The 26,734-nt window shown below is 69.6% G+C and carries 22 protein-coding genes, 5 pseudogenes and 1 other annotated feature; of the genes and pseudogenes, 20 read left to right on the top strand and 7 right to left on the bottom strand.

Translation table 11 applies throughout. From position 1 onward, the window contains the following. Both HZF19_RS15455 and HZF19_RS17530 read left to right on the top strand, forming a co-directional pair. A pseudogene (locus HZF19_RS15455) lies at positions 1 to 276 on the top strand (IS110 family RNA-guided transposase); the annotation flags it as partial. A 169-nt stretch (positions 277 to 445) separates the two neighbouring features. Continuing rightward, positions 446 to 1,095: pseudogene (locus HZF19_RS17530) on the top strand (peroxiredoxin). A gap of 40 nt (positions 1,096 to 1,135) precedes the next feature. On the opposite strand, the gene HZF19_RS15445 reads toward HZF19_RS17530, so the two are convergent. Next, positions 1,136 to 2,545, bottom strand: coding sequence for a hypothetical protein (locus HZF19_RS15445; RefSeq protein ID WP_208029702.1), 1,410 nt, complete (start codon positions 2,543 to 2,545; stop codon positions 1,136 to 1,138). Between the two features lie 291 nt (positions 2,546 to 2,836). Here HZF19_RS15445 and HZF19_RS15440 point away from each other — a divergent pair, with 291 nt between their 5' ends. The 8 genes and pseudogenes from HZF19_RS15440 (at position 2,837) to HZF19_RS15405 (ending at position 8,351) form a co-directional block, all read left to right on the top strand. Next, a complete protein-coding gene (locus HZF19_RS15440) occupies positions 2,837 to 3,310 on the top strand; it encodes a hypothetical protein (protein ID WP_208029701.1) in 474 nt (157 codons plus the stop codon). A 168-nt stretch (positions 3,311 to 3,478) separates the two neighbouring features. Next, positions 3,479 to 3,703: a hypothetical protein gene (locus HZF19_RS15435; protein WP_208029700.1), complete on the top strand. Its 225-nt coding sequence runs from the start codon at positions 3,479 to 3,481 to the stop codon at positions 3,701 to 3,703. A gap of 11 nt (positions 3,704 to 3,714) precedes the next feature. Then, the gene (locus tag HZF19_RS15430; protein ID WP_208029699.1) at positions 3,715 to 5,265 is read left to right on the top strand and encodes a hypothetical protein; all 1,551 of its coding nucleotides are present in this window, start codon (positions 3,715 to 3,717) and stop codon (positions 5,263 to 5,265) included. A 164-nt stretch (positions 5,266 to 5,429) separates the two neighbouring features. Next, positions 5,430 to 6,419: a hypothetical protein gene (locus HZF19_RS15425; protein ID WP_208029698.1), complete on the top strand. Its 990-nt coding sequence runs from the start codon at positions 5,430 to 5,432 to the stop codon at positions 6,417 to 6,419. After that, the gene (locus HZF19_RS15420) at positions 6,419 to 7,375 is read left to right on the top strand and encodes a hypothetical protein (protein WP_208029697.1); all 957 of its coding nucleotides are present in this window, start codon (positions 6,419 to 6,421) and stop codon (positions 7,373 to 7,375) included. Before HZF19_RS15425 ends, HZF19_RS15420 begins: the two co-directional genes overlap by 1 nt. A 72-nt stretch (positions 7,376 to 7,447) precedes the next feature. Continuing rightward, positions 7,448 to 7,999 carry a hypothetical protein gene (locus HZF19_RS15415; protein ID WP_208029696.1) on the top strand — a complete coding sequence of 184 codons (552 nt, stop codon included), beginning with the start codon at positions 7,448 to 7,450 and terminating at the stop codon, positions 7,997 to 7,999. Then, positions 8,000 to 8,128 (top strand): annotated as a pseudogene (locus HZF19_RS17525) (transposase); the annotation flags it as partial. A 49-nt stretch (positions 8,129 to 8,177) separates the two neighbouring features. Next, positions 8,178 to 8,351 (top strand): hypothetical protein, encoded by a 174-nt coding sequence (locus tag HZF19_RS15405; protein WP_208029695.1) that lies wholly within the window; start codon positions 8,178 to 8,180, stop codon positions 8,349 to 8,351. A gap of 38 nt (positions 8,352 to 8,389) precedes the next feature. Here HZF19_RS15405 and HZF19_RS15400 read toward each other — a convergent pair. The 3 genes and pseudogenes from HZF19_RS15400 to HZF19_RS16660 all read right to left on the bottom strand — a co-directional run. After that, a pseudogene (locus HZF19_RS15400) lies at positions 8,390 to 8,707 on the bottom strand (integrase core domain-containing protein); the annotation flags it as partial. A 7-nt stretch (positions 8,708 to 8,714) separates the two neighbouring features. Continuing rightward, a complete protein-coding gene (locus HZF19_RS15395) occupies positions 8,715 to 10,106 on the bottom strand; it encodes an IS30 family transposase (protein WP_208029693.1) in 1,392 nt (463 codons plus the stop codon). Next, positions 10,054 to 11,102: pseudogene (locus tag HZF19_RS16660) on the bottom strand (IS3 family transposase); the annotation flags it as partial. The pseudogene HZF19_RS16660 and the gene HZF19_RS15395, both read right to left, overlap by 53 nt. Then, positions 10,684 to 10,800: a sequence feature (AL1L pseudoknot), on the bottom strand. (Overlaps the previous pseudogene by 117 nt.) Positions 11,103 to 11,227: 125 nt before the next feature. Between HZF19_RS16660 and HZF19_RS15385 the strand changes: the two are divergent. From HZF19_RS15385 to istB, 9 genes are all read left to right on the top strand, one after another. Next, entirely contained in the window at positions 11,228 to 12,970 is a 1,743-nt protein-coding gene (locus tag HZF19_RS15385; protein WP_208029691.1) for a Cas10/Cmr2 second palm domain-containing protein, read from the top strand. Continuing rightward, positions 12,967 to 15,393, top strand: a complete 2,427-nt coding sequence (locus HZF19_RS15380) for an RAMP superfamily CRISPR-associated protein (protein ID WP_208029690.1) — start codon at positions 12,967 to 12,969, stop codon at positions 15,391 to 15,393. Before HZF19_RS15385 ends, HZF19_RS15380 begins: the two co-directional genes overlap by 4 nt. Before the next feature lies 1 nt (position 15,394). Then, positions 15,395 to 17,029 (top strand): RAMP superfamily CRISPR-associated protein, encoded by a 1,635-nt coding sequence (locus tag HZF19_RS15375; RefSeq protein WP_208029689.1) that lies wholly within the window; start codon positions 15,395 to 15,397, stop codon positions 17,027 to 17,029. Next, positions 17,022 to 17,645 carry a type III-D CRISPR-associated protein Csx19 gene (gene csx19, locus HZF19_RS15370; RefSeq protein ID WP_208029688.1) on the top strand — a complete coding sequence of 208 codons (624 nt, stop codon included), beginning with the start codon at positions 17,022 to 17,024 and terminating at the stop codon, positions 17,643 to 17,645. The genes HZF19_RS15375 and csx19 overlap by 8 nt, the downstream gene beginning before the upstream one ends. 1 nt (position 17,646) lies before the next feature. Next, positions 17,647 to 20,154, top strand: a complete 2,508-nt coding sequence (locus HZF19_RS15365) for a TIGR03986 family type III CRISPR-associated RAMP protein (RefSeq protein WP_208029687.1) — start codon at positions 17,647 to 17,649, stop codon at positions 20,152 to 20,154. A gap of 180 nt (positions 20,155 to 20,334) precedes the next feature. Continuing rightward, complete coding sequence (locus HZF19_RS15360; protein ID WP_208029686.1) at positions 20,335 to 20,628, top strand: transposase; 294 nt, start codon at positions 20,335 to 20,337, stop codon at positions 20,626 to 20,628. Next, on the top strand, positions 20,625 to 20,873 hold the full coding sequence (locus tag HZF19_RS15355) for a helix-turn-helix domain-containing protein (protein ID WP_208029685.1): 249 nt from the start codon (positions 20,625 to 20,627) through the stop codon (positions 20,871 to 20,873). Before HZF19_RS15360 ends, HZF19_RS15355 begins: the two co-directional genes overlap by 4 nt. 81 nt (positions 20,874 to 20,954) lie before the next feature. Further along, entirely contained in the window at positions 20,955 to 22,250 is a 1,296-nt protein-coding gene (gene istA, locus HZF19_RS15350) for an IS21 family transposase (protein ID WP_208029684.1), read from the top strand. Continuing rightward, a complete protein-coding gene (gene istB / locus HZF19_RS15345; RefSeq protein ID WP_208029683.1) occupies positions 22,247 to 23,032 on the top strand; it encodes an IS21-like element helper ATPase IstB in 786 nt (261 codons plus the stop codon). Before istA ends, istB begins: the two co-directional genes overlap by 4 nt. 179 nt (positions 23,033 to 23,211) lie before the next feature. Here istB and HZF19_RS17310 read toward each other — a convergent pair whose 3' ends face one another. The 3 genes from HZF19_RS17310 to HZF19_RS15330 all read right to left on the bottom strand — a co-directional run bounded on the left by HZF19_RS17310 (position 23,212) and on the right by HZF19_RS15330 (position 25,939). Beyond that, complete coding sequence (locus HZF19_RS17310) at positions 23,212 to 24,147, bottom strand: BsuBI/PstI family type II restriction endonuclease (protein WP_208029682.1); 936 nt, start codon at positions 24,145 to 24,147, stop codon at positions 23,212 to 23,214. A 3-nt stretch (positions 24,148 to 24,150) separates the two neighbouring features. Continuing rightward, positions 24,151 to 25,674 (bottom strand): Eco57I restriction-modification methylase domain-containing protein, encoded by a 1,524-nt coding sequence (locus tag HZF19_RS15335; protein WP_208029681.1) that lies wholly within the window; start codon positions 25,672 to 25,674, stop codon positions 24,151 to 24,153. Between the two features lie 67 nt (positions 25,675 to 25,741). Next, the gene (locus HZF19_RS15330; protein ID WP_208029680.1) at positions 25,742 to 25,939 is read right to left on the bottom strand and encodes a toxin-antitoxin system HicB family antitoxin; all 198 of its coding nucleotides are present in this window, start codon (positions 25,937 to 25,939) and stop codon (positions 25,742 to 25,744) included. A gap of 293 nt (positions 25,940 to 26,232) precedes the next feature. On the opposite strand from HZF19_RS15330, the gene HZF19_RS15325 reads away from it, so the two are divergent. Beyond that, the gene (locus HZF19_RS15325; protein ID WP_208029679.1) at positions 26,233 to 26,382 is read left to right on the top strand and encodes a zinc ribbon-containing protein; all 150 of its coding nucleotides are present in this window, start codon (positions 26,233 to 26,235) and stop codon (positions 26,380 to 26,382) included. Positions 26,383 to 26,734: the final 352 nt, after the last annotated feature.

Here is a 26,734-nt window from a genome sequence, read left to right as displayed (position 1 = left end):
GCCATCTGCACCATCGCTGCCGTTCTGATCACTCGCATCGCAGCCTGCTGGCGCAACGGCCAGCTCTACGAGCTACGCGACACCGACGGGCGGCCCATCACCGAAGCCGAGGGCCGCAAGATCTGCGCCGACCGCTACAAGATCGACGCCGCGACCCGCGTGGCCCGCCACAACGGCACCCAGCCCAAGCGGACGGGCCGACGCAGTGAGGAGTCGACCGGAGCCGCTCCGGCAGCCGGCCCGCCCACCACCGAACCTAGCGAGAAAGCCGCCTGAGACCCTTGACCGCTGTTAGGAACTCGGCCCAACCGGATCTGAAGGGGGCCCGGCGGCGGTGGCCGGCGACCATGCCGTGGCCGGGACGTGGCCGGGACGGGTTGCCACCCGACCCCGGTGCCGATAAAGCCCGACTGAACGAATCAGGACTTCAGGAGGGCGTGATGGGATTGCGGCTGAACCAGGAGCTCCGGACTTCGAGGCGGAGACCACCCACGGCAGGATTCGGTTCCACGAGTGGATCGGGGACTCGTGGGCGGTGCTGTTCTCGCATCCGAAGGACTTCACGCCGGTGTGCACCACCGAGCTGGGCTACACGGCCAAGATCCAGCCCGAGTTCGAACGCCGAGGGGTCAAGATCATCGGATTGTCGGTCGACGCCACCGAAGACCACGAACGGTGGGCCGACGACATCGAAGAGACCCAGGGGCCCGCCCCACCTACCCGATCATCGGTGACGCGGACTTCACGGTCTCAAAGCTCTACGGGATGTTGCCGGCGAGCACGTCGGGTGACGCCAAAGCGCGCACCCCAGCTGACAACCAGACGGTCCGCAACGTCTTCGTGATCGGCCCCGACAAGAAGATCAAGCTGATCCTCGCCTACCCGATGACCACCGGGCGCAACTTCGACGAGGTGCTCCGGGTCATCGACTCGCTGCAGCTCACCGCGACCCACAAGGTGGCCACCCCGGTGAACTGGGAGCCCGGCGACGACGTGATCATCGCAGGATCGGTGAGCGACGACGAGGCCAAGCAGCTCTTCGGCACCTGGCAAGCACCGAAGCCCTACCTTCGCATCGTGCCCCAGCCCAGCTGAGGCGGCAGTCCGACACCGTTCGCGCGGTTCGGTGAGGTGCTCAGCAGGGGGCGCGCCTCGCCTGCCGGCCGACCTCACTGCCGGGTACGTGGGCCAGGACCCCGAGGTGGACCAGCGCGTCGAGCACCAGGTCCCGGTCGGCGGGAGGCACGGGCCGGTTGCGGGCGGCGAGGAACTGTCGCAGGGTTCGCCGGGGACCGACCTCGATGCAGTAGCGGAGCCGACCGTCGTGCTCGACGCCGATCAGCCGCGAACGCCCGGTCGCCCAGGCGTGCCGGTAGTCGGCGAGACAGTTGTCGAGCAGGGCTCCCCAGGCGACGAGCTCGCCGCCGTCGCGTGGCTCGACGAGGCGCATCGACCCGACGCGGTACCCGTCGACCCGTCCCGGGGTGGGGGTGACCGGACGCCGGGATCGCCCACTGTCGGCGGATCGGGAGCCGGAGGTCGGGCTCCTCCCCGCCGAAGCGCCGGCGGGAGTCGCCGGCTCCGGCGCGCCGTGCCGCGACCGGGCGGGGCGCGGCACCGCTCGTGCGGCTCGCCGCCTGCCGGGCCGGCCGGTTCCCGCCGGGGAGGATCCGCCGGGGACCGGCCCGCCCGAGACCACCCGTGGGTCGAGCGGCATGCGGTCTTCCGTGGCGGCGGTGAAGGCCTCGAGATCAGCTGGGAGCCGCCCGGTGGGTGGCGGGGCGGCGTGGTGGGCGGCGACGGCGAGGGCGAGCCGGGCGAACCCGTCAGGGTGGCGGGCGGTGTCGCGGAGCAGGCCGAGCGCCACCCTGGGGCCGACCTGGATGCACAGGCGGCGGGTCGCGTTCAGGGTCTGCGGGTCCGGCCAGTCACGGATGGGCCCGGCCGCCGCCTCCCGCAGGAGCCGGGCGAGCTGGTCCGGTTCGAGCACGGGCCGCCCGGCGAGGGCGAGCGCGAGCGGACCGAACCGCACCGACCCACCCTCGGCGGCCGGCAGCAGGGCGGTGGCGATCGCGGCGATCACGGGCCGGGTGGCGGCGGTGCCGAAGCCGACCCTGGCACCGTCGCGGGCCGTGGGTGCGGCCAACACTCCGGTGGCCCAGCGTGGCAGCTCGCGCACGGGCGCCGCGCCCGTCCGGTAGGCGGTGCCGAGCAGGGGGAACGCGGCCGCTCCGGCGGTGTCGAGCAGGTCGGCGTGGGCGGCGACGGCGTCGTTGCCGACGGCACGGGCCCGCTCGCCCAGCCAGCGGACGGTGGCCCGGGCGGCCGCCTGCGGAGCCACCTCGGCCACCCGGGCGGCGTCGAGCACGGCCTGTTCCACCACCCCGGGCTGGATCGACACGTCGACGGGGCGAGACCGGGGCGGCAGGGCCAGCCCGATCCGGACCCGGCCGCGGTCGGCCATCGCCACCAGCCCCCATGGCCCCGCACCGGGCGGGAAGGCCAGCACGTCGCCGTCCCCTTGGAACGCCTGCAGCACCGACATCCCGACGATCCCAACACGACGAACACACGTTCGCAAGGAGAACGGGAGCGCCGCCACGAGGCGACGCCACGGACCAGGTGCTCCCCCGGCGCTCGACGTCTGACGAGAACCACCGGCGTGACGCACGGGGTGACATCGACGAACGGGCCACGGCCGTCACGGCGCGGGCGTACCGGTGTGCAGGCTGACCTCCGGCTCTACCGCCGCCACCTGCCCCGTGCGACGGTGGGCAGGAGATCCGAGCCGGCACCCCATCGAGCACCGGAGACGACACGGAGACCGGGAGGGACCGTGAGAGGCACCGCTCGCCGCCCGAGACGGTTGACAACACCGGCCCGTCGCCGGGAGTGCGACCGCGCCCTGCGCCGTGCGCTGCGGGTGAGCCGGGCGCTGCGCCAGGTTCGCCGTCCCCCCGGTCGTCGACTGCGGCGGGGAACGGTGGTGTGGGCCGATGTGCCGTTCGCGGACACCGATGGCTGGAAGCTACGGCCGGCGCTGGTCACGGGCCGCACCGGTGAGACGGTGCGGCTCCATCCCATCTCGAGTGCGCTCAGCCGCCTCGGGCGGGAGGGGTACCTCGAGCTCGATGACCTCGACGCCGCCGGTCTGGACCGTCCCTGCGGGGTGAACCTGCTCCGTGAGGTGGAGGTCCCGTTCACCGACGTCGTCGACATCGCAGGGGAGCTGTCGGGCGGCGACGGCATCCGCTTCGAGGTGCACGCCGCCCTGCTGGCGGTGATGGCCCGCCCGTCGACGCGGGTCTGACGGCGCCCGGGCTCCTCTTGCACCGGCCCCATGAACGCGCCGGCGAACACCGCCAGAACGGCCGGGAGCGCCGCGGTGCCGGAAGCCTCGAGTGCCGCCAGTCCAGGCTCCGGCGCTGCTTTCCGTCACCAACGGGTGCCGGAAGCCCATGACCGAGGAGGGACGTACATGCAGGTGCCGCAGGAGTGCCAGGCCGAGCCGGCCAGCGACGAGTGGTTGGACCGCTTCGACGCCCTGACCCGGGCGGCCGCCGAGATCGACCGGGAGCCGGCCCGGGTCACCGTGCTCATGCACTCGCTGGTGGCCGAGCCCGCGCTCGAGGTCGAGCACCTGCTCGGCGCGGATGGCAACCAGCAGGTCCCCGCCTACGCTGTCGGACGGCCGACGCTCTGAGAGGAGGACTTGTGCTGCTCGCGATCGCCACCGTGGGAACTCAGGACCTACAGCACGAGGAGTTCCGGGACATCGGGGAGAGGCACGGGCTGGGCGCGCACCCCTGGGTGGCCTCCCGCCCGTTCGCCGAGATCCTGTCCGAGCAACTCAACGCCGCCGGCGACGAGCGGGAGCAGTGGGTCCGCAAGTACTTCGCCGACGACGTGGTGCGCAACGGGCCGTGCTACCAGGCCCTCGACAAGTGGGCCCGCGACGGCTGGGCCCTGGCGCTGCTCGCCTCCGACCAGCCGGAGACGGTCGACGACCGCTTCCGCAAGGGGGACACGATCGGCATCGCCCGGCTGCTCGCGGACGCCTTCGCCGTGCTGCGCCCGAAGATCCCCGTGCTCGGCCCCTACCGGTTGGCCACCAACCCCGCCGAGCCGAGCGAGGAGCTCGACGAGCAGGTGCAAAAGGCCCTCGAGAACGCACTGGCCGAGCTGCGGTCCGCCGGGAAGAAGGTCGACGAGCTCGTGGCGCTCACGGTGGGTGGCACCCCGGCGATGCGTTTGGTGACCGAGCGGGCGGTGGCCCTCACCCAGCTCCCCTCGAAGGTCCTGCTCCCCGACCCGCACACCGGCAAGGCGACCAAACGGTCGCTGACCCGCCTGCTGCTCGCCGACACGGTGCGGGCCCACATCGACGATGGCGTGCTGGCCGCAGCGCGCGGCGCTCGCTTCCGACAGGCGCTCGCCACGCTCGACACCCACTGCGACCTGCTCGGCAACGGCCCCCACCTGAAGACGGCCCGGCAGGCGTGTCGGATCGGGCTGCGGGTCGTCGACGGGAACAGCCCGTGGGTGTCGAACCAGGATCACCGTGGCGGGGTGCCGGAGCAGCTGTGGGAGATCGAGGAACGTCGCCGGGCCGACCCGGTCGGCACCCAGCTCGCGGTCCGCATCGAGGAGGTCGCCCTTGCGAGCCGGGAGCAGCGGCTGCGTGACACCGTGGTGGGTTGGGTGAGCGCCGCCGAGATGCTCCCGCTCCTGTGGGTGACCCGCCGACTGGGGGGACAAAACGGGCCGGCGAAGGTCGCGACGGTCGTATCGCGCCTCGAGGGGCTCGAGGGAGCAACCTGCAAGCGGACCGACCGCGCGGTACGCATCCCCGGGAAGGACAAGGGGGACGCGACCAGCCTCGCTCGGGCGGCCGCCGACTGCGCGGCGACCGAGCCCTGCAAGGACTGTCCCCTGAAGAACCTGGAGAAGCTACCTGAGCTCGCCGATGACAAGGAGGGCGCTCGCCTGGCGGGCTGGTTGCGCGACGGAGGGGACAGCGGGCAGCTGATCCGCCTCCGGAACCGCTGGGTCCACGGTCTCCACTTCGACGGGGCCGACCTGGCCAGCGCCACCCAGGAGGGGCTCGCGAAGGCCCACCAGAACCTGCCCCGCTACGAAGGCGGTAATGGCGCCGCCGAGGGCCTGCGCTACGTGTACGAACAGTTGTGCGGCAAACTGCCCCCTCGGGTGCTCGACACGATCGCCAACGTGGTCGCCGCTGCGCTCGATCCTCGCAACGGCTGAACAGCGACGGCAGGGAACGGGACCGGTCGGCCGCCGGTCCACGCCGTGCCACCGGCGGACGGGGAGAATCGGCTCCGGCGCGGTGCCGTGCCGACTGCGGAGCGCTGAGTGCCCCCGGCGGTGGCCCGGGCTCATCGCCCCCCCGAGCGGGTACGGTCTCGCTCGTGGGGCACGGCGGTGCGAATCGGGCCGCGTTCCGGCGGGGGCTGCGCAGCGCCGACGACGCCGAGCTGTGCCGCCGACTAGCCGACGAGGACGACCCCGAGCGGTGCCGCGCCATCCGCGCGGTACTCGCCGAACGCTGGCGCCCGCTGCTCACCCCGTGCGCGCGGAAGCTGTGCAGCAAATCGAGCGGGCTCGCGCCGTGCCGCTACCCGGCCTGTGACCGCGGGTGGTGCGACGAGTTCGTCGGCCTGGCGCTCACCTGGCTGCTCGGGCGCGACGGCGGGCAGCCCGGCACCGCCGTCGAGGCGGCCTGCGACCCAGCCACCACCCAAGACGACCTGCGCGCCCTGGTGAGCGGGCGCAGCGCGCAGCCCAGGTGGGAGGACGTGCAGCGCTCCCGGCACCGCACGATGGGGCTGCCCCAGCGGGTCGATGCCTTTCTGCGCCAGTGCCCCCACCGGGACTGCTTCCAGCACCAGCTCGACGAGGTGCTCGCGGGCCACGGCGAGGCACGGGACGCTGGCGCGCCCGCAGGGCTGGTGTCGTGGGCGAAGGCCCTGTTCTTCGACGCCTGCCAGTCCGCGGCCGACCGCATCGACCACGATCGGGTGGCCCGCTACCTGGCCCGCGACGGCGCCGAGTTCAAGGAGACGCTCGGCCGCTCCTCTGAACTGCCGGCCCCGTTGCGGGACCTGATCGACGCGGTCGACGAGGGCATGCAGACGATGAACGAGCACCGCTGCCTGGTGTGCCTGCCGGCGGACGAGCGCCTCGCGGCCGCCCGCGAGCTGATCGGCCGGGCCCGCCCCGACGCCGACCCCGCGCAGGTGACCGAGGCGAACGCCGTCGCAGTGGCCGCGGCCGCCTGGCGGGTCCTCGGGCTCGAGCCGATGTGGTACGACCGCTACATCGAGGCCACCCGCCAGGCCAACCACTCCCCGACCGCCCGGCACGGCGGGCCTGCGGGTGGCGCCGGGAAGGCGCAGTGATGACCGGCTTCGGGTTCGAGCCGCCGTGCGTCGAGTTCCCGCCGGGGCTCGTGGACCGCCGCGGGTTCCGGCTCCGGCCGGGGTCCGCGGTGACGGTCCGCACGGGCGCGCATGCCGGGCTGGCGGGCGAGGTGGTGGCCTGGGCGGGTGACCGCGGCGTCGAGGTGCTCGCCGGCGAGCGGCTCGTCACCGTCGATCCGTTCGACCTCGAGCGCACCGACGCCCGTCTCGACGCACCGGTCACGGTCGGGCTCACGGTCGTCGAGCCGGACCCGGTGCCGACGCTGCTCGTGGTGACGGTTGGCAACCGGGACCTGGTCGCCCGGCCGACCGGGGACTCGCCGTTCCCGCCGTCGGGGGACTTCCCGGTCGAACACGCCCCCGACGGTCCCCCGTCGGCCCGCGCCCGCCGAGTCTCGGCGCGGGCGTGGGGCGCCGCCTGCCTGGCTGCGCTGGAGCGCCACCGGGAGCAGGATCGGGCGGCGCTCGTGGTCGAGCACCTCGACGCCCCGATCGTCGGCCGGGTGCTGCGGGAGGCGGCCCTGCCGGCGGTGCTCGAGAGGCTGGTGTTCGTGGTGACCGACCAGGACCCGGCCCACCCCGACGACACCGTGGCGTTCGGCGAGCTGCTGCGATGGTGGGTCGAGGGCAGCGCCTTCGACCGGGACCGGCCGATCCGCTCGCTCGAGCCGCCGATCGTGTTGCACCACGCCCCACACGTGCTGCAGGCGGTGGTGCACTTCGTGTCCGAGGCGCTCGGACCCCTCGTCGGGGGCGTGCAGCGGGTAGCCGTGGCCCGCAGCGGCGGCACCCCGGCGATGGGGTTCGGGTCGCTGCTCGCGGCGCTCGCCGTCACCGGCCCGGAGCAGGTGGTGCGCGACATCGACGTGCCGCTCGACCAGCCGATCATCGAGATGGACGTCGGCCCTGGCCACCCGCTGCACGGACTCAGGTGAACCGCTGACTTGTATGAGGGGACCGGTCGCGGCGGGGTTTGCCTCGTAGCGTCCGGGAGGTCGTCGGGCGGGGTGGCTCGTGAATCGCCTGTCACTTTGGGTTGGCTCTCCCAGGGTTTGCCTCCCGTTCGACGGCCGGTCGCGGTCTGGCTCAACAGAGGACTGGCCCCTGCGTTGCTGGGCCTTGAAGTCGGTATGCCGGCCGCGGCTTTCCCGTTGGAGATCGTGGATCGGAGCAACCGGATGATCATCGGAGTGGACCCACACAAGAGCTCGCACACCGCCACGGCGCTCGACCCGGCGACGAACACGCCGATCGCGTCGCTGCGGGTCGATGCCACGCTGGCGGGCTATCGACAGCTGCACGCCGTGCTGCGTGACCTCGTGCCCGGCGGCGCCGAGCTGGCGATCACAGCGAAGTCAGCGTCGAGGTTGTTGCGCCGCGTTCGTCCAGCATCTGCCTCCGAACGCACCCGCAAGGAGCTCGCCCAGGACCTCGTGCGCGAGCTCCGCACGGTCGATGCGAGCCTCGCGGACATCGAGAAGCGGATGGCCGCAGCGCTCGACGACCATGGCTCGCAGCTGCGCGAGGTCGACGGTGTCGGCGCTATCACCGCCGTGTGACTGATCGGCCGCACCGGCCCCGCATCGCGGTTCGCCACAGCGGATGCCTTCGCCACCTACGCCGGCGTCGCGCCGATCGACGTCGCCTCCGGCGAGCGGACCCGCCACCGCCTGTCGAGGCGCGGCGACCGGCAACTCAACTCGACCATCCACCTCATCGCGGTCACTTCAAGTGCGCATGCCCACCAGCATCGGCCGCGCGTACTTCGACAAGAAGATCGCCGAGGGCCAGACCCGCAACGAGGCGATGCGCTGCCTCAGACGACGCCTCGCCAACCACCTCTGGCGGCTCATGCTCGCCGACGAGCGACACCTCAACGCCCCGCCCGAGAGCGCCCCCATCGCTGCTTGACCAACACAGAGGAACCCTGGGCTCGTTGGAGGCTCGGGCTATTGGTTTCCAACCCCAGCGGGGTCGGCTTGTTGGGCAGCGTAGAACGCTGCTTCGAACTCGGCTGGCGGCGTGTGGCCGCAGTGGCTGTGGAGCCGGTCCTCGTTGAACCAGTGCACCCAGGAGAGGGTGGCGAGCTCGAGCTCGTCGACGTCCTCCGAGGGTCTCGGGGCGTCAGGCCCGTAGACGCATTTGGCCTTGTAGAGCCCGTTGGTCGTCTCGGCCAGGGCGTTATCGAACGAGTCGGCGATCGTGCCGATGCTGGGGCGGGCGCCGATCTCCTCGAGACGCTCGGTGAACCGAACCGACGTGAATTGACCGGGTTCAACCAGTCGTTGCAACACCTGCGTCGTGGAGCGACCGTAGCTGTTCGTCGAGGGCCTCGGAGGGGGTCTTCCAGCTGAGGACCTTGCGGGGTCTGCTGTTGAGCGCGTCCTGGACAGCGATGAGGTCGTCGAGGCCCCAGCGGGAGAGGTCGGTTCCCTTCGGGAAGTATTGGCGCAGCAACCCGTTGGTGTTTTCGTTCGTGGCGCGCTGCCATGGCGAGTGCGGATCCGCGAAGAAGACCTTGATGTCGGTGTCGATCGTGAACTGCGCGTGGGCGGACAGCTGCTTGCCTCGGTCCCAGGTCAGCGACCGAAGCAGCCCTGCGGGCATCGTTCCCATGGTCGCTTCGAGGGCGTCTTTCATGGCGATGGCGCCGTAGCCGCCGAGGGCCGGCCCGTTCTTGACCGGTGGTTCGATGCCGTAGCCCTCGAGCCGTGGGAGGTGGACCAGCAGTGTGTAGCGGCTGGTGCGTTCGACGACGGTGCCGATCGCGGAGCGGCCGGTGCCGATGATGAGGTCGCCTTCCCAGTGTCCGGGCACGGCGCGGTCCTCGGCTTCGGCGGGCCGCTCGCTCAGCACGACAACCGCGGTCACATGGCCCTGGGGTCGGTTGCGGGCGCGTTCGCGGGGCTTGCGCAGGGCACGCCCGGTGCGAAGGCACGCCACCAGCTCTCGTTTCAACGCGCCCCTGCCCTCGATGTAGAGCGCCTGGTAGATCGCCTCGTGGCTGATGCGCATGTCCTCATCATCGGGGAAGTCGACGACGAGCCGCCGTGAGATCTGCTCGGGACTCCACGCGGTGGCCCAACGGCGGTCGGCCCGATGCGGCTTGTTCAACCCCTTCCACGTCGTTGGCGGGCCAGGCACGGCGGTGCCATCGGGCCGCTTCAGCTCGCCGCTGAGCCGTTCCCGCACGTAGGCACACAGCCGAGGGTTCGTCGCGAGCTTCGCCGGCTTCGGTCGCTTCGCCGCCATCTGGGCCTTCCATTGAGCGACCGTTGCTCGGTACTCGAGCTTCCCGCCACGAGTCGCGGCGTTGCGGCGCAGCTCCCGCGAGATCGTCGACGGATCTCGGCCCATCCCTCGGGCGATCGCACGCACCCCGAGACCTCGGGCACATAACAGCGCGAGTTCCTCGCGTTCAGCGAAGGACAAGTAGCGGCCGGTCGGCTCGGCGAGGCTCAAAGGCGCCATGCCGCCAGCGTCGCGAAACCAGCGTGACCCGACGGGGACCGACACCCCGATCGCGACCGCAGCGTCCTCGGTGCTCTTGCCTTGAGCGATCGGGCGCCAGAACTCGCGCTCCACATGACGCGCCGGCATCGGCCTCCCCGGTGAGCGCATCGCCGGGCGAAACGCCCTGTCCGCCAACTGCTGTCGTCGCACCATCAGACACCTCCATCATCGTGAGGTGTTGCGACGACCGGTTGAGTTCGCCTTGCGACCCGGCGTCGGAGTGGGTGACGAGCCCGACGAGGCGGCGGGCGCCGCGGCAGCGTCTGGCCATCTCGAGCGCGTCGAGGACCATGTCGGTGCGCATACTCGACGCCACCCGCCACCCCACGATCCGCCGGGAGAACGCGTCGACGATGAAACACACGTACGCCATCCCGGATCTCGTCGGGACGTAGGTGAGATCCGTGACCCACAGCGCATCTGGTCGATCGGCGGTGAAGTCGCGGTTCACGAGGTCCGGCGCCCGACTCGCGTCGGGATCGGCGATCGTCGTGAAGATCTTCTTGCGGCGCCGGCTGACGCCCTCGATGCCCATCTGGCGCATCAGCCGGGCCACCTGGTCCCGGCCGATCTCGTGGCCGGCACGGCGGGCGGCGCGCCACAGCTTGTCGGCCCCGTACCCCTTGCGGTTCGCGACCCACAGCACCATCAACACCTGCATCATCACCGCGTCACGCAACACCCGCGCCGACGCGGACAGCCCGCGCTGGGCGGCGGCGTAGTACGAGCTCGGAGCCACCTACAACGCACGGCAGATCGGCTCGACACCGAACTCCTCACGATGCTCGTCGATGAACCCGACGAGCACACTCACCGGCGGTCGAGCTCCGCCTGGGCGAAATACGCCGACGCCTTCCGCAAGATCTCGTTCGCCCGCTTCAGCTCACGGTTCTCCTGCTCGAGCGCCTTGATCCGCTCCGCCTCAGCCGTCGTCACCCCCGGCTTAGCCCCGTCATCGATGTCGGCTTGCTCGACCCAGCCACGCACCGACTCGACCCCGTAGCCGAGCTGCTCAGCGACCCGCTTCACCGTCCCATGATCGCTCCCCAGCTCGCCGCGCAGCTGACGCACCAGCCGCACCACCTGCGCCTTCTCCTCATCGCTGTACCGCCGTGTCGTCGGCTTCCCCGACGCTCCCTGTGTAGGCATGGGCTCCATCCTCGCTTCCAAGGTCTGGAGCCTCCAACGAACCCAGGGTGGTTCACCACCACTTCTCAGCGCATGCTCTGGCACGCGTGTGCTAGAACCCAGCCGGGCAGGGCGGGAGTGTCGAGATGCATCTAGTGCTCTTCGAAACGTCGGGCAACCAGCGCTACATCTTCGACACGAACAAGTTGCGCGAGAACCTCGGTGCTTCCGAGTTGACCGCTCGGGCAGGCACCACATGGGTTCTGGAGGCGGTGTGCGGCCTCACCCGGAAGACGGCACCAGCGCCCGACGACGTGGGCGAGTTCCTGCAAGACCGGGAGCGGAATCCCCCGATCGAATCGGGTAGCGCAGTCGAGGTCGTCGTCGCCGCCTCCGGGAAGGCGATGCTGCTCACGCAGAAACGTGACGACGCCGAACGGCTCGTGTGGCAGGTGACGAGTCGGGCGATGGTCGAAGCCCCGGGCCTCGACGTGTGCGGCGTGATCTCGGAACCCTTCGACTGGTCGACCACCCCAATTCATGAGGGAGTCACCCGGGTGCACCACGACTTCGGGAGTGTGCGCGTCGGCAGTGGTGGTCCCCACTTGCGGTTTCCAGGGGTTCCCATCGGCGCCCGGTGCGCGACGAGCGGACTCCCGGCCACCGAGCTCGACCGTTTCGACCCGACGGGCACCCCGGCACCGCGCGCGGCTGCGATCGCGGCGACGAGAGCGGCGGCAGAAGATGGACGGGCACGTATGAGCGCCCAGGTCGGCGCCAAGGTCGCGAAGACACTTGCAGAGCTGGAGGCGGCCTACGACCGGCTCGACTGGCTCGGGGTGATCCACGCCGACGGCAACGGGATCGGGGCGGTCCTCGGAGCGTTCGACCGAATTGCAACGCAAGCGGAGTTGCTGCCGAATGGCGACGTGTCCGTTGCCGACCGCAACCGTGCCTATGTGAACGCACTCCGGACGTTCTCACTCGGGCTCAACAAGCTAGGGATCAGTGCCCTGCGGCAAGCGGTCACGACCCTTGGCGATGACGCGGCAGCCTCCGTCGTGCCGATCGTGATCGGGGGTGACGACCTCACCGTGCTCTGCGACGGGCGACGAGCACTCGAACTGGCCGTCGCCTACCTGCGAGCCTTCGAGAAGTGTTCCGGAGACGACGAAGTGCTCAGGAAGGTGGCGGTGGCGGCCTCGGGCTCTGAGCATCTCGGGGCCTGCGCGGGGGTCGCCATCGTCAAGCCGCACTACCCGTTCTCGGCGGCCTACGACCTGACCGAAGCGCTTACCGCTTCGGCGAAGGTGGTCAAGCAGTACGCACCGACCAACCCCGACAAGTTGACGCCTCAGTCGTGCTCGGCGATCGACTTCCACGTCCTGTACGACGTCGGCGCGATCGACTTGGGCACCATCCGGGAGCGGATGGTCGTCGACAACGGCTCGACCCGGTTGTACACCCGTCCGTATGTGGTCACCGAGCCTTCCGCACGCCCTGCCGGGAAGTGGTTCAAGGGACGGGGATGGGAGGTCCTCGAAGACCGGGTCACGGCGCTGCAGGCCCGTGATGATCAGGGGCGAAGGCTCGTTCCCCGAAGCCAGACCCACGACCTGCGCGGCGGGCTGTTCCTCGGCCGGGCCGAAGCGGAACACCGGTTCGCGCTCCTGTGCGGCCGCTACCCGACAGCCGGCGACCTGGCGGATGCTCGGGATCCGGATGGCTCTGGCCGCCTGTTCTGCGAAGCACCTGACGATGGTTCGCCAGGGACATCCATTCATCGAACCTCGTTCCTCGACGCGATCGAGGTGGAGGCGTTCCTCGACCCACGCAGCAACACTGCGACCGGTCAGACCCCCACTCCGACCGCAGGAAGCTCCCCGTGACGAGCGCCGTGACACCACCACCGAACGGCGCAGCACCACCAACGCTGGGGCCGGATCTCCGGCTCAAGGTCACCTTCACGAGCGACTGGCACGTCGGCTCCGGGACCGGGCGACCCGGCGACGTGGACCGCCTGGTACGCCGGGACGCGGACGGGTTGCCGTGGGTGCCAGCCAAGACGCTCACCGGTATTTGGCGGGACGCCTGCGAGCAGGTCGCGTTCGGTCTCGACGACGGCAACACCGCCGGTGGATGGCACCGCCTGGTGTCCTGGCTGTTCGGCACCGAGCCGGCCCGCGGGGACCGCCGACCGGTGCCAGCGGCCCTGTCGGTACGGCCGGCACGCCTCGCCGAAGCGCTGCGGGCCGCGCTCGTGGCCCATCCTCGGGTGGCTCAGGAACTGACCTTCGTCAAGCCGGGGGTTCGCATCGATCCGGCCAGTGGGCGGGCGATGGACGACCACCTGCGTTTCGAGGAGCAGGTCCGCCTCGGTGCAGTCCTGTGGGCCGAGGCCCGCCTCGGACGGTCGGGTCAACCACTCGATCCCGGTCTCGTCGAGGTTGCGGAAGCGCTGCTCGTGGCCGGAGCGCTGCTGGTCGAGCGACTGGGGGGAAACCGGCGCCGGGGCGCCGGGCGCTGCACCCTGCAGATCGTGGGCGCCGAGGATCCCCAGCAGTGGCTCGACCGGCTCGCCGGCGCCGAAGCGCCGTCGGTGCCGGACCCGGACGAAGCACCCGCGCCCGCACCGACCGGTTCCGCGGGCACCGCCGGCGGGGCGGAGCCTTCGGGGGCCACAGCATCGTCCGAAGCGAGCACCGCCGGGGGCTGGGTCACCTTCCCGGTCAGCATCGAAGCCCTGACACCGATCCTCGTCCCCGACCGGGTGCGGGGGAACGTGGCCCTCTCGCTCGATGTCGTGCCTGGGACCGCCCTGCTGGGCGCGCTCGGCCGATCGCTCGCCACCCGCGGCATCGACCTGGCCCCCCACCTTCGGGCCGGGGAACTCGTCGTCACCGACCTCGTGCCGAGCCCTGACGGCTCCCCATCGTTCCCGGTGCCGCTGGTGTTTGCCCGGGCCAAGACCGGCGACGGGCGCCTCTACAACCGCCTGTGCCAGACACCCCCCGATGGGGTACAGCTCAAAGTACTGCGGTCCGGGGTGGTGGCCATTGGAGCCACAGGCAGCGAGCCGACGATCAGTGCCCCGCAACGCAGCGCGGCGACGCACGCCACGATCGACGATGCACGCCAACGTCCCACCTCTGACGTCGGCGGCGTGTTCACCTACGAGGCGCTCCCTGCGGGCACCCGCTTCACCGGTGCGATCCGGATGCGGGGAAGCCTCGCTGCGAGGATCGAAAAGGCCGGTGGCCCCAGTGCCCTGCTACCGAAACGGGTCGAGCTCGGGCGCTCGAAGAAGGACGACTACGGGTTGGGTGAAGTCACGATCGGCGAAGTCACCTCCGTCGACCAGCACGCCGAACACACCTACGGCCAAGGCGACCGACTCACGGTCTGGTTGTGCTCCGATGCCCTGCTCGTCGATGAGCGGCACCGCCCGGACCCGACGCTCGACCGGCTCGAGACCACCTTGGAGGCGGCGCTGGGCCGTGGCCTGCGCCGAGCCCCGGTGGCGCCCGACGGGATGATCAGCGCAGCCGTCGAGACGTCCCGGCGCGAGTCGTGGCACGCCGGTTGGAGGCTGCCCCGCCCCGGGCTCATCGGCATGAGAGCGGGTTCGGTAGCCGTGTTCGAGCTCGAGGGCCCTGTCGACGGCAACCGGCTCGACGAGCTCGAAGCGGCCGGGATCGGCCTGCGCACCGCCGAGGGGTTCGGCCAAGTCCGCTTCAACGATCCGCTGCTCGCCTCGGCCAGCACCGCGGCGAGCAGCAGAGGAGCCATCACCGATCACACTGCCGCCCCACCGGCGTCCGACACCATCACCGACCCTGGCGACCGGGCCTTCGTCGACGTGCTCGAGCGGGCAGCGTGGAAGGCGGCCATCGTGCGCGCCGCGACCACGCTGGCTGCCGACCCGCAACGTCGAACGGAGGCGTTGGGTTGGGATGCGGCCCGACAGGCTCCCCCGGCGAGCCAACTCGGTGGGCTCCGCCAGCTGCTCGGCGGATTCGAAGCACCCCGCGGCATCGAGCGGGCGCAGGCCTGGGTCGAGCACCTGCGCGGCGTCAAGAACCGCGCCTCCAAGTGGCCGAACGAGGCACTCGACGAGTTGGAGCGCCTGCTGTCCGACCAAGACACCGTATGGGAGCTGCTCGAGCCGCATCTGCCCGACGACGAGCTGTGCCTGACCCCAAGTACAGCCAGCGACCGGCGGAAGGAACTGAGGCCGTTCGCGCTGCGCGTCCTGCTCAGCACCGCCGTTCGGGCGCACCTGCGCGCGGCCGAGCAGGGGAGGCAGGACTGAGATGGCACGCCCCGTCACCGAGCGGCTCCGGCTGTCGGCCACCTTCGAGGCTCTCACCGCCCTGCACGTCGGCGGCGTCCCCGGCGACCCCGAGGTGGACCTCACCGTGGCGCTCGACGGCCGAGAGCGCCCGTACATCCCGGGCACCAGCCTGGCCGGGATCTTGCGCAGCGCCTGCGTGCGCGCCGCCGGCACCGACGCGAAACAGCGCGACGCAATCGAGCGGATCTGGGGTGGCACCCCCGAGAACCGCTCAGAGGACACCGCGGCAAGCCTGGTCGTGGTCGACGACGCCGTGGTGTGCTCGTCGGCGCCGCTGGAGCTGCGCGACGGCATCGGCATCGACCGGTTCACCGGCACGGCCGCCGCGCACGTGAAGTACGTGCGGCAGGTGATCCCCCGGGGCAGCACCTTCGAGGTGCACGTCACCGTCGATCGACCGGCCGAGCTTCCCGACGGAACCACCGCCACGGACATCGACACGGTGATCGGGCTCCTCACCGGGCTGCTCGTCGGGCACGGGACGATCACCGTCGGCGCGGCGGGCACACGGGGCCTCGGGCGGGTTTGCGCCACTCGCGAAAGCTTCCACGCCCAGCGCCTTTCCTTCCGTGATCGCAGCCGCACGATCGAGGCTGTCCGAGGCGGTGCCGATGTCACCGACGAACTACGAGTGAGGGCCACGACCGCCGGCGGCGACGAGATCACCATCACGGTCCACTGGGCCCCGGACGGCCCACTCATGGTCAAAGCCGGCTTCGACGGCCTGGCCGTCGACACGCTCCCACTGACCGGCATCACCGGACACGACCCGACCACAAAGGAGGCCCAGCTGGGGTTCCTGCTGCCCGGATCCAGCATCAAAGGGGCGTTACGCAGCCGGGCCGAGCTGATCGTGCGAACCTTGCGCGGCGTCGACGTCTCGGCTCCGGGGCAGGGTGGCGCACCGTCCACCCGCCGGTTCCTCGATCAGCTCGCCGACCCGGCCCTCGAGCTGGTTCGGTGGCTCTTCGGCAGCGCCCCGGTCGAGCCAAGCGGACCTCGCTCGAACTCCCACACAAGCGACGAGCCGCAACCCGGGCGGGGTGCCCTGTCGGTCGACGACTGCTTCTCAAAAGAACGCTTCCCCGCCGACGCCTGGAACGCCGTCATCGGCGCCGCCAAGCAGAAAAGCGGCGGCGACGAGCTCGACCGACTGCGTACCGCCTTGAGCGCGCTCGGCCTTTCAGGCCTGCAGCCTGCGTTCCACGTCGCCGTGGACCGCTGGACCGGTGGTGCCGCGGAAGGCCTGTTGTTCAGCGTGCTGGAGCCGCACGCGCTCGAATGGGAGCCGGTGCGGATCCGACTCGACCTCGCCCGACTGCCCGATGCCGTGCGCGAAGCAGCCATCTGCCTGCTGCTGGTCGTTCTGCGTGATCTCGCAGAGGGGTGGGTGCCGTTCGGCTTCGGCACGAACCGGGGCCTGGGGGCGATCCAGGTCAGGACGGTCAGCATCGAGGTACCGGCCGGCTTCGCGTCACTCCCGTCCGGCCAGCTCAGCGAGGTGCTCGCCGCCGCGAGCGAGAACCTGGCAGATGGCTGGAAGGCTGCGGTCGCCCCCTTCGATCCAACCGTGGAGGCAGCCCAGGATGGCTGAGACGAACCGCACGCTGGAGTTGGTGCCTCACAACCCGCCGCTGGTGCTTCGACACGAGTGCGAAGCAACCGGACTCGCCGGCGGCCTGCGTTGGTTCGCTCGCGAGGCCGGCCCGGGGTCGGTCCTGGTGTCGACCCCGCGATCGTTCTCCGTGCTCACCGTGGACGCCACGGGAGAGATCCAAGGGCGACCGGACACGGCCGGCTTGGACCTTGACACCGCCTACGAGGCCCGAGCGTTCACCACAGGTGACCGCAACGCGGCCGCGGAGCTGCGCTGGCGTGCCACCCCCGGTGGCGGTGACGCCGTCCTCGTCCGGCTCGGGCAACCCGATCCAGGGGCATCCGATCCAGAGCCATCCGACCCGGGGCCACTGGTGCACGCGACGATCACCGGGGGTGGCTACCTGCTCTGGGGAACGGTCGAATCCCACGGCGGTGACTGGGTCCGACTGCACGCTTCCCAGGTCGGCACCCTCGACGTCCCCGTCGGACACCTCGAGGGAATCGAGCAGGGCGCGTACCTACGGCTCACGACGGTCGAGGCCATCGGCCAGGACGGCCACGGCAACGCCACGATCCTCGATGAGCTGCTCACCGGCTGGGAGGTGGTCTGACGTGCGAACGTTCGACGGGAAACTGGTGGTCGCCAAACACGGTGCCACCGGAGAGCCCACTCTCAAGGTCCACGTCGAGGAGGCACCGCGGGATTTCAACGTCGACCTGGCATCGCTTGATCACAATTTGCGCGAAGCTTGGGATCACGACCCTGCCTCCCTCGACGGGGTCGAGGTCAGCTGCGAGCTCGCGACCAACAGGAATGGGAGACCGAGCAGCGGAAGGGCGAGGGACACACGGCCCCGCGGCGAGCCGCGCCCACAGCAGAACCGGCAGCAGGCACAGCCGGCCGGCAACGCCGGTGCCGCAGGGCAGGCCCACGACCACTTCGTCAACCCGTACACGTTCGTGCCCGCTCCCCCACGCACCCAGGCCAACGGCACCGAGCTCGGTGACCGGATCCCATGGGGCCATCACCGGCTCCACCCCGACGGCTGGACCGGCCGGATCGCGGTGCGGCTCACGACCGTCACCCCGCTGCTCATCCCCGACGCCGTGAACAAGCGGACGTTGCCCAACGACCACCAGATCCTCCCGGTGCGGCGCGATCCCGCAGACCGTCCCTACCTGTCGCCCACCTCGGTCAAAGGCATGCTACGCGCCGCCTACGAAGCGGTGACCAACTCGCGGTTCGGCGTCTTCCAAGGCCACGACCGTCGCCTCGCCTATCGGGTGAACGCACAGGCCGGCCTCTGCGTCGTCCCGGCCCGGGTCACTGACGATGGGCAGCACCTCGAGCTGCTGCCAGGCACCTCACGGATCGGGCCGGATGGCAAACCCGCGAACAATGACCCCATGTACGCCGCCTGGGTGCCGCTCTACGGGGACCAGAAGACGGGGCCATGCCTCGACCTGCCAAAAGATCTGGACCCAAAACACAAGGTCGAGGTGACCCTGCAGCGTTTCACCCACCGCAGCGGACGGTTCGACTTCTGGCGGGTCATCGCCCTAAACGGCTACACGAAGCGTGACGGCACCCCGGTAGATCTGGATCCCGACCCGGTCCGAACGACCAATCCAGGCGCGGGCACCCAAGACACCGTCGACGGCCCCATCACGGTGGAGGGTTGGCTGCACCTCACGAACCGCAACATCGGCCGCAAACACGACGAACGCCTGTTCTTCCGCCCAAAGGGTCGGCAGCTCTACACACGGATCACCGACGACTTGCGCGCGGCGTGGAATGAGGTGATCCACAGTTACCGCTCGGCGCACGACGACCGGGAGATCCACGGACGCCGCGGCGACGATGGAGAACCCGCCGGTCCCTGGGAGTATCTCGGAAGCGAGCCAGGCAGAACCGCATGGTCTCCGCACCTCTATGAGCCCGACGCCGACCAACTGCAACCCGGCACCCTCTGCTACGCGGAGGTCCGCACCAACGAAAACGCTGTGGAGGTGACCGGCCTCGTACCGGTCATGATCTCTAGGAAGCTGTTCGCCGCCGCACCAGCTGAGTTGCTTCACAAGAGCCTCCGACCGGCGACCCGGCTCGAAGAGTTGAGCCCCGCCGACCGCGTGTTCGGCTGGGTGAACCAGGACGGTCACGGCGCCCACCGCGGGCAGCTGCGGGTCGGCCCCGTGACCTGCAAAACCAAGGACCCAGTTGCAAGCTTTGGCAACGACGGTGTCCCGCTCGCGATCCTCGGCAGCCCCAAGCCCAGCCAGGCCCGCTTCTACGCCGCCCAAAACGATCAAGGAACACCGGTCCAGCGCAGCGTGGACAAATCGAAGTTGTACACCCGCGACGCCGGCCTGCGGGGCCGCAAGGTCTACCTCCACCACCCCGGCCTGCCAAATGACTACTGGGACAACCCTTGTGAAGACCGGACCCAGAACGGGCAAGGCGCCCAGGAATACCGCCGCCCCAACAGGGACAGTCAGCCGCAAAGGGACAATCAGAACCGCTCCGTGACCGCCTGGGTCCGTCCCGAGGCCATCTTCGAGACCACCATCTCGGTGGTGAACCTGTCCGACGTCGAGCTGGGTGCGCTGCTGTGGCTGCTTTCGCTCCCCGATGACTGCTATCACCGTCTCGGTGGCGGCAAACCGCTGGGGTTCGGCTCGGTCCGGCTCGAGATCGTCAGCGACGGTACCGTGTTGGCGAGAGGGTGCACGATCACTGACGCTTGGCGGCACCTCGACGCGCCCACGGGGCAAGATGACTGGAGCGGTCTCACCGAAGCGTTCAAGACGGCTGTTGGAAAGGTCTGGCCACCACAAGAGGTCGACCAGCGGCCGTTCGGGATCCTCGAGGCGTTCGAGCAGGCCTGCCGGGGGCCGGTCGAGCATGCCGCCCGCGTGCACTACCCACGGAAGACACTGCAGCCGGACCCGGAGGGCAAGCAGTACGAGTGGTTCGTCGATAACGAACGGGTCGTCGGCAACCAACGGCCCGGTTTACCGCTCCCCTTGCCGGGCGACTCACTCCCGTTCGAGCCGATGGTCCCCCAACGCGGTGGCGGCGGCGGACGCGGCGGTGGCGGACGCTATCGTCGGCGACGCTGAGGTTGGTCTGTCGTCTGCAGCAGGTCATCGCTCTACCACCATCTCACAAGTACGGGACGCCACGACGAGGAGACGACCATGCCTGACACGACCCTCTTGCTGCCGGTGCGACCCCCGTGGGGCCCTGGACACTTGGGTAGGTGATGGTCAGGCTGCATGACCTGAGGAGGACATGCAGCTATGGGACGACTTTCGGCGTTCACGCCAGCCGAGAAGCGCGATGCGGTGCTGGCGGTGCTGAGCAAGCAGAAGACAATCAGCGAGGTGTGCCGCGACAAGGGCATCTCGGCGCCGACGTTCGCCCGTTGGCGCGAACAGGCGTTGGAGGGCATGGCCGAGGCGTTGGCGGACAAGGCTGACCGCAACAGCCGCGAGGCTGAGCTCGAGCGGCGCCTCGCGGAAGCGGAGCGCACGGTCGGCCGCCTGGCGTTGGAGAACGAGCTGTTGGGAAAAGCGTCGCGGCGACTGACGTGAGCAGCCGTTGTGCCCTCGGTCGCCGTTTGGTGGCCGAGGGGGCGGGGCCGGTGGCGGTGATCGCCCGGGTCCTCGGTGTCAGCCGCCAGGCGCTGTACACCCAGCCGGCTCTGCCTCGCGACGATGCGGGCACCGTCGTCGAGCTACGGGCGACACCACCGCCGCTGCCCGACGGCTGGCAGACCGCTGTGACCACGCTCACGGAGATCTCCCCAGACCTGCTCACTGAAACTCCCCACCTCTGAGGGTCCACCAACTGGGGTGGAGCCCCTTCCCACGCTGGCGGTTGCGACACCTGTCCAGCGAGAAGAAGGGGCTCCGTCTCGATGCTGACACCAGAGGAAGACGTGGAGATCACATCGTTGAAGAAGAGGGGCTGGTCGATCTCGGCCATCGCCCGCCACACGGGCCGGGACCGCAAGACGGTCCGGGCCTACGTGAACGGAGAACGAGAACCTGGGGTGCGCGACCGGGCCGAGCCGGACCGCTTCGACCGGTTCGAGCCCTATGTTCGCCAGCGCTTGGTCGACGATCCGCACGTGCGGGCAACGGTGCTGTTCGCCGAGGTCGTCGGGCTCGGGTTCGACCGCAGCTATCCGACGTTCACGCGCCAGGTCCGGGACCGCCAACTCCGGCCGCACTGCGAGCCGTGCGCGTCGTCGAACGGGCGGGCGCACGTCGACATCGAGCACCCGCCGGGCGAGGAGGTCCAGTGGGACTGGCTCGAGCTGGTCGACACCCCGTGGGGCGAGAAGGCGTTCGTGTTGGTGGGTGCGCTGTCGCACTCGGGGCAGTTCCGTGGCTGGTTCTCCGACAGCGACGACCAGGCGCATCTCGTGGTCGGCATCGACGAGGTCCTGCGCCGGCTCGGTGGCACACCGAAGCGTTGGCGGGTCGATCGGATGGCCACGGTCATCAACCCTCAGACCGGCACGATCCAGCGGTCGTTCGCTCCGGTCGCGAAGCACTACGGCGTCGGCGTCGACCCGTGCCCGCCTCGGCACGGGAACCGCAAGGGTGTCGTCGAGAAGGCGATCGACTACCTGACCCAGTCGTGGTGGCGGACCGCCCGGGTCGCGACGCCGGCGGAGGCCCAAGCGTCGCTTGATGCCTGGTGTGCTGGCACCGCCGATGAGCGTCGCCGGGACGGGTCGACCGTCGGTGAGCTCGCTGCGACCGAACCGCTGCTCGGGCTGCCGCCCGCGCCCTACCCCGCCGAGGTCACAGAGGTCCGCACGGTCGCGGCGAACGCGCTCGTCTCGTTGTGGGGGAACCGCTACTCGGTCCCACCCGGCCTTGTCGGCGGCCACGTCCAGATCCGCTGGCGTCTCGGCGAAGCGACCATCAGCGTGCACGCCCAGGGCCGACAGGTCTGTGTCCATCGCCTCGCACCGCGTGGCTCCCAGCAGACGGTCCGCCTGCCCGAGCACACCGCGGCGCTCGAGAACGTCGTGCTCGACGCGTTCAACACCGACAAGCCCTGCCGACGGAAGGTCAACAGGCCACCATCGGATGCGGCGTTGGCGTTGGCCGCCGAGATCGTCGGCGAAGCCGCCGCTGCCGACCCGGTGATCGACCTCGACGTCTACCGGCGTCTGATCGACGGTGAGGACGTGGGATGAGCCGCACCGACACGATCTACCAGCACGTCCGCTCCCACCTCGCCTACCTCAACCTCGCCGCCGCCGCCGAAGCCCTGCCCGGCGAGCTCGACACGGCAGCGAAGGAGAAGCTGACCCACACCGAGTTCCTGGCCCGACTCCTCGACGTCGAGGTCGACGCCACCGAAGCCCGACGTCATGCCGGACGGTTGCGGTTCGCGAACTTCCCCGCCCCATGGCGGATCGAAGACTTCGACTTCGACGCCCAACCCTCGGTCGACGCAGCACTGATCCGTGATCTGGCGACGTGCCGCTACGCCGGCGACGCCACCAACGTGTTGTTCATCGGCCCGCCCGGCGTCGGCAAGACCATGTTGGCCATCGCCCTCGGACACGCCGCGGTCGACGCCGGGCTACGCACCTACTACTGCACCGCCGCCGACCTCGCCGCCCGCTGCCGCAAGGCCGCCGTCGAGGGCAGATGGGCGAACACGATGCGGTTCTTCAAGGGCCCGAGCGTGTTGATCGTCGACGAGCTCGGCTACCTCCCCATGCCCGCCGAGGACGCCAACGCCCTGTTCCAGGTCATCTCCCAGCGCTACCTCAACGGCAGCATCATCCTCACCACCAACCGCGGCGTCGCGTCATGGGGCGACATCTTCGACGACACCACCATCGCCGCCGCCATGTTGGACCGGCTCCTGCACCGCTCCGTCGTGTTCAACATCACCGGCGACAGCTACCGCATGCGCGCCCACCGAGCCCGCAACCGCAAGCTCACCGAAGGAGGCCCCGCGACCTAGAGTTCACCTGCCACCAGGGTGGGGAATTCCGATGAGCAACCCTGGGGAATTTCGGCGAGCGGCGTCAACCCGGTGTGGCACGAACACCCTTGTGCGCGGGCTTCGACGAGAAGTCGGCTGAGAACTCGGCTGATTACGCAGTGCCGGCTGGATCGTCGAGCTCGGTCGCGCTGAGAGCGCTACTCGTACGGCCCGAGGAACCGGTCGCCGTTGAAGTGGATCAGGTGGGTCGGGGATTCGGCGACCCAGACCTCGGTCTCCCAGGAGATGTCGCCGACGTACTTCGCCAACGTCCGCCGGTCGAGGAATGAGGTGACGAACACGAGGCCGGCCGTCGAACCGGCGAAGAGGGTCTGCAACTCCTCGTGTCGCTTCGCATCCACAGGTCCGTGACTTGTGACGGCCTCGATGAGCACGAGCCAGTCACGGTCGGCGTAGTGAACCACGAGGTCGGGCATCTTCCCGTGCTCCTCGATGACCACGCCGAGAGCCTCCAAGCCCTTGCGGTCGTACACGGCGAACTTCTCGTCGGCGTCGCCGATGTAGAGCACGCGCCCGCCGGGCGTGAACATCGGGCAGAAGTCCTTCACCAGTGCAGCGATAAGGACGTTCTGCCCACCGGGAGACAACGTGATGTCGGCGCCGTCGGGCAACACGACCGGGATGCGCTGGAGCTGGCGCTTCTTCTCCCATCGCTCCTTCAGTGCCTCCACGCGGAGCTGGTACCGGCGAAGCGCGAGTACCCAGTCCTGCTGTCCGTAGGCACGTAGGAGGTCCAGGGCGAAGCTGCTGATCTGGTAGGTGGTCTTGCCGCTGTTCACCGGGCGGTCCGGCTGGTCGGGGTTTTGGAGGATCAGACCGCCTTGCAGGAACTGGTGGACCGTCTGCCGCCGCACCGTCTCGCGAGAGTTGGGCGCGTACCTTTTGCCGTAGTGCTCGGCCATGTGCTCCATCATCGGAGTGATGCCGCGCAGGGGCGCCGTGGCTTCGCTCCACGGCTTGTCCGGCGTGAGATCGAGCAGGGCGAGCAGCACCAGGCCGCTGCGTTCGTTGAGCTGTTGTCTCGGGAAGCCGAGCTGGGTGAGCGCGTCGATCGCCTCGTCGACGGTCGCCACCGGTCAGGCCCCCGCCAGCGTCGGAACGAACTGCTCCAGGAGGGAATCGATCGCGCCCTGGTCGTGCTCGGTCTGGCGGGCGACCTCTCCGAGCAGGACCAGTTGATCGACCGACGGGTACCGCAGCGAGCGGAGGTCCGTGGCGTTCACCTGGGTGTGCCCGTTGAACTGACGGAAGTAGAGGTCGACGATCGTCGAGTTCAGGAAGGTGGCGATCCCCCAGGCGAGGTCGAGCGAGAGGCCGGCGTTGCGATGGTGGAAGACGTTGACATGGTTCTCCACGGCGACCTGAGCCGCAGGGAGATCTCCCTCCTCCAGGACGCTGGCGACGATCCGCCTCCGCTCCTCTTTCGACGAGAAGCGCTTGACGAGGACGTAGTTTCCGGTGGGCAGGAGCAGCTTCTGCGTCTCGTCGACATCGGCGAGCGCGTTCGCCTTCTTGCCCCCCAGGACCGGCCATCGCACGCGACCGTCTCGCAAGTGCGTCGGGTACAGGAGCGGGACCGTGCCGGGCCCAGGCTCCGCGCGAAGGTGCTCTCGGGATCGGAAGTCGACAACCCTTCCCGTGGACACCGCGGCACCAATCGCCGGGAGCTCGCACGGCAGCGAGCCCATGCGGCCGGCGACATCGGCGTGTGCCTCGTCGGGGACCAGATGGATGAAGGAGTTCGCGTCACCGGGATGCACGACGCGCTCGAAGGGAACCACGCGCTTTCGGGTCGAACTGAGGCCTTCGCCACTGCTCGACTCGATGACAACTGAGCCCTGCTCGACCCCCTTGACGAGATGGAAGATCACGTTCTCCTGAAGCACTGCCGTGTCCCTGAACGCCTTGTCTCGGGAGTCGAATACGTGAATCCGTCGGAGCGCGGCTGAGGCGAGTAGCTCCTTCCTGAAGCCCTTGAAGTACGGGCCGTTACAGAAGCTCCTCGGGGTGATGGCGACGAGCTGGCCTCCCGGAGCGAGCATGCGAAGCGCTAGTGCGACGAACGCGGCGTAGAGGTTCGTGGCCTCGATCCCGACGCTCGACAACCGTCGACGCTCGGTCGAGGCGGTATTGAGCTTGCGGTAGGGCGGATTCAGGATCGCCAGGTCGAACAGCTCGGGCGCGGCGGCGAACAAGCCTCCTTCGAGCCGGTCGCAACCCCACTCGACGAAGTCAGAGTTGTGCAGCGATGCCGAGGTCGTCAGCGGCAGGTCCTCACACTCGTGCAGCGTCTCCTTGAGCGCGGGCAAGAGATCCTCGTCGACCTCGACTGCGGTGAGATCGAGCACGGCAGGCCAGCCCTCGTCACGAGCCCGATCGACCAGTGCCGCCGTGAGCGACCCAACCCCGGCACCGGGGTCGAGAACCCGCAGCGAACCGACTGGCACCTCGAACATGCCGGCGAGCAGAGCAGCGATGGGAGCAGGGGTGAAGAACTGACCGAGCTCACCCCGCTGGCCCGCCTCGCGATCGGCGGACTCGCGAACGCGACGCGCCTCCACTCGATCGATCAGGCTTGTCGTCGGCGTGGTCGCAGTCATCGCTCCAGTCTCCCCAATGGGTGTGACAACAACGCTGGTCTGCGAATCGCGACGAAGGACATGGCGATCACGCGACCCGGTTGGGTTCGAGCACCTCGTCGACCGGGCGCAGCCGCTCGAGGTAGTCACTCACGGCGCGGGTCACGAGAAGGTTCACCGAGACGTCGCGTTCATCGGCCGCCTCGTGAAGCCGGTAGTGCAGACCCTCGGGAAGCCGGACCGCAGTCGTCACTCGCTTCTCGTGGAACTTCTTCGGTCGCGCCATGTCGAAGAACGTAGCGAGCCAGCGCGCGCGGGTGGTGGATACCGCGCGCGCTAACCGCCACTAGTGGTCGGCCCTACGCCGAATCACACGCGTGTAAGCATCCGTCGTCTACGATCGGCGTTGGCTGGCTCACGTCAGCGAAAAAGCGAGCGCCCCCACTGGACTGGAATCCAGTGGGGGCGAGATCCGGTTGGGCCGCAGCCTTCTCGGACTTGACCCCTCGACGGTACCAGTTGCCGAGGGCCGAAGGTCGACTCAACCGGATCGCCTCGCAGGAACGGAGGTGATGCCCCATGTACGACATCGGTGAGAAGCCCGGCAAGGGCCGCTACTGCTGCACCAACGGCTGTGGGTGGTCGGTCAACCTGGACGATTCGTCCGACCGCCTGCCGCCTTGCGGCAAGTGCGGCGCCGGCCAGCACATCAAGTACGTCCGCTGCTAACGCGGCCGACAACGACTCGCGCGTCAGGTCGCGTAGGTCGCACGGAGGTTGGGGTCCGGCAATCGCCGGGCCCCAGCTTTCGTTTTCGATGAATCCGGCCATCGCACGCGACGGTCCGCCGGGTTGGCAGTGGAGTTAGGGGGTAAGGCCCCCCACCCCCAAGTCACCCTGCGTCCGGAAATTTCAGAAATTTGGGGACCCGGCCCAACTTTGGGGTGGGTGTGTCTAGTGTCCCGTAAGGTTGTTTCGCCAAGAAATCTGTGAGATCGGGAATTTTCCGGTGTGTGGCGCGTTCGTGCTGGTGACACTGCCAGCATCGAACGGAGACGCCATGGCTAAGCGAGGACGCCCC

This window comes from Rhabdothermincola sediminis (genome assembly GCF_014805525.1).
In the GTDB taxonomy this organism is placed as follows: Bacteria; Actinomycetota; Acidimicrobiia; order Acidimicrobiales; family Acidimicrobilacustridaceae; genus Rhabdothermincola; species Rhabdothermincola sediminis.
This window is presented reverse-complemented; position numbering and strand designations above follow the sequence as displayed.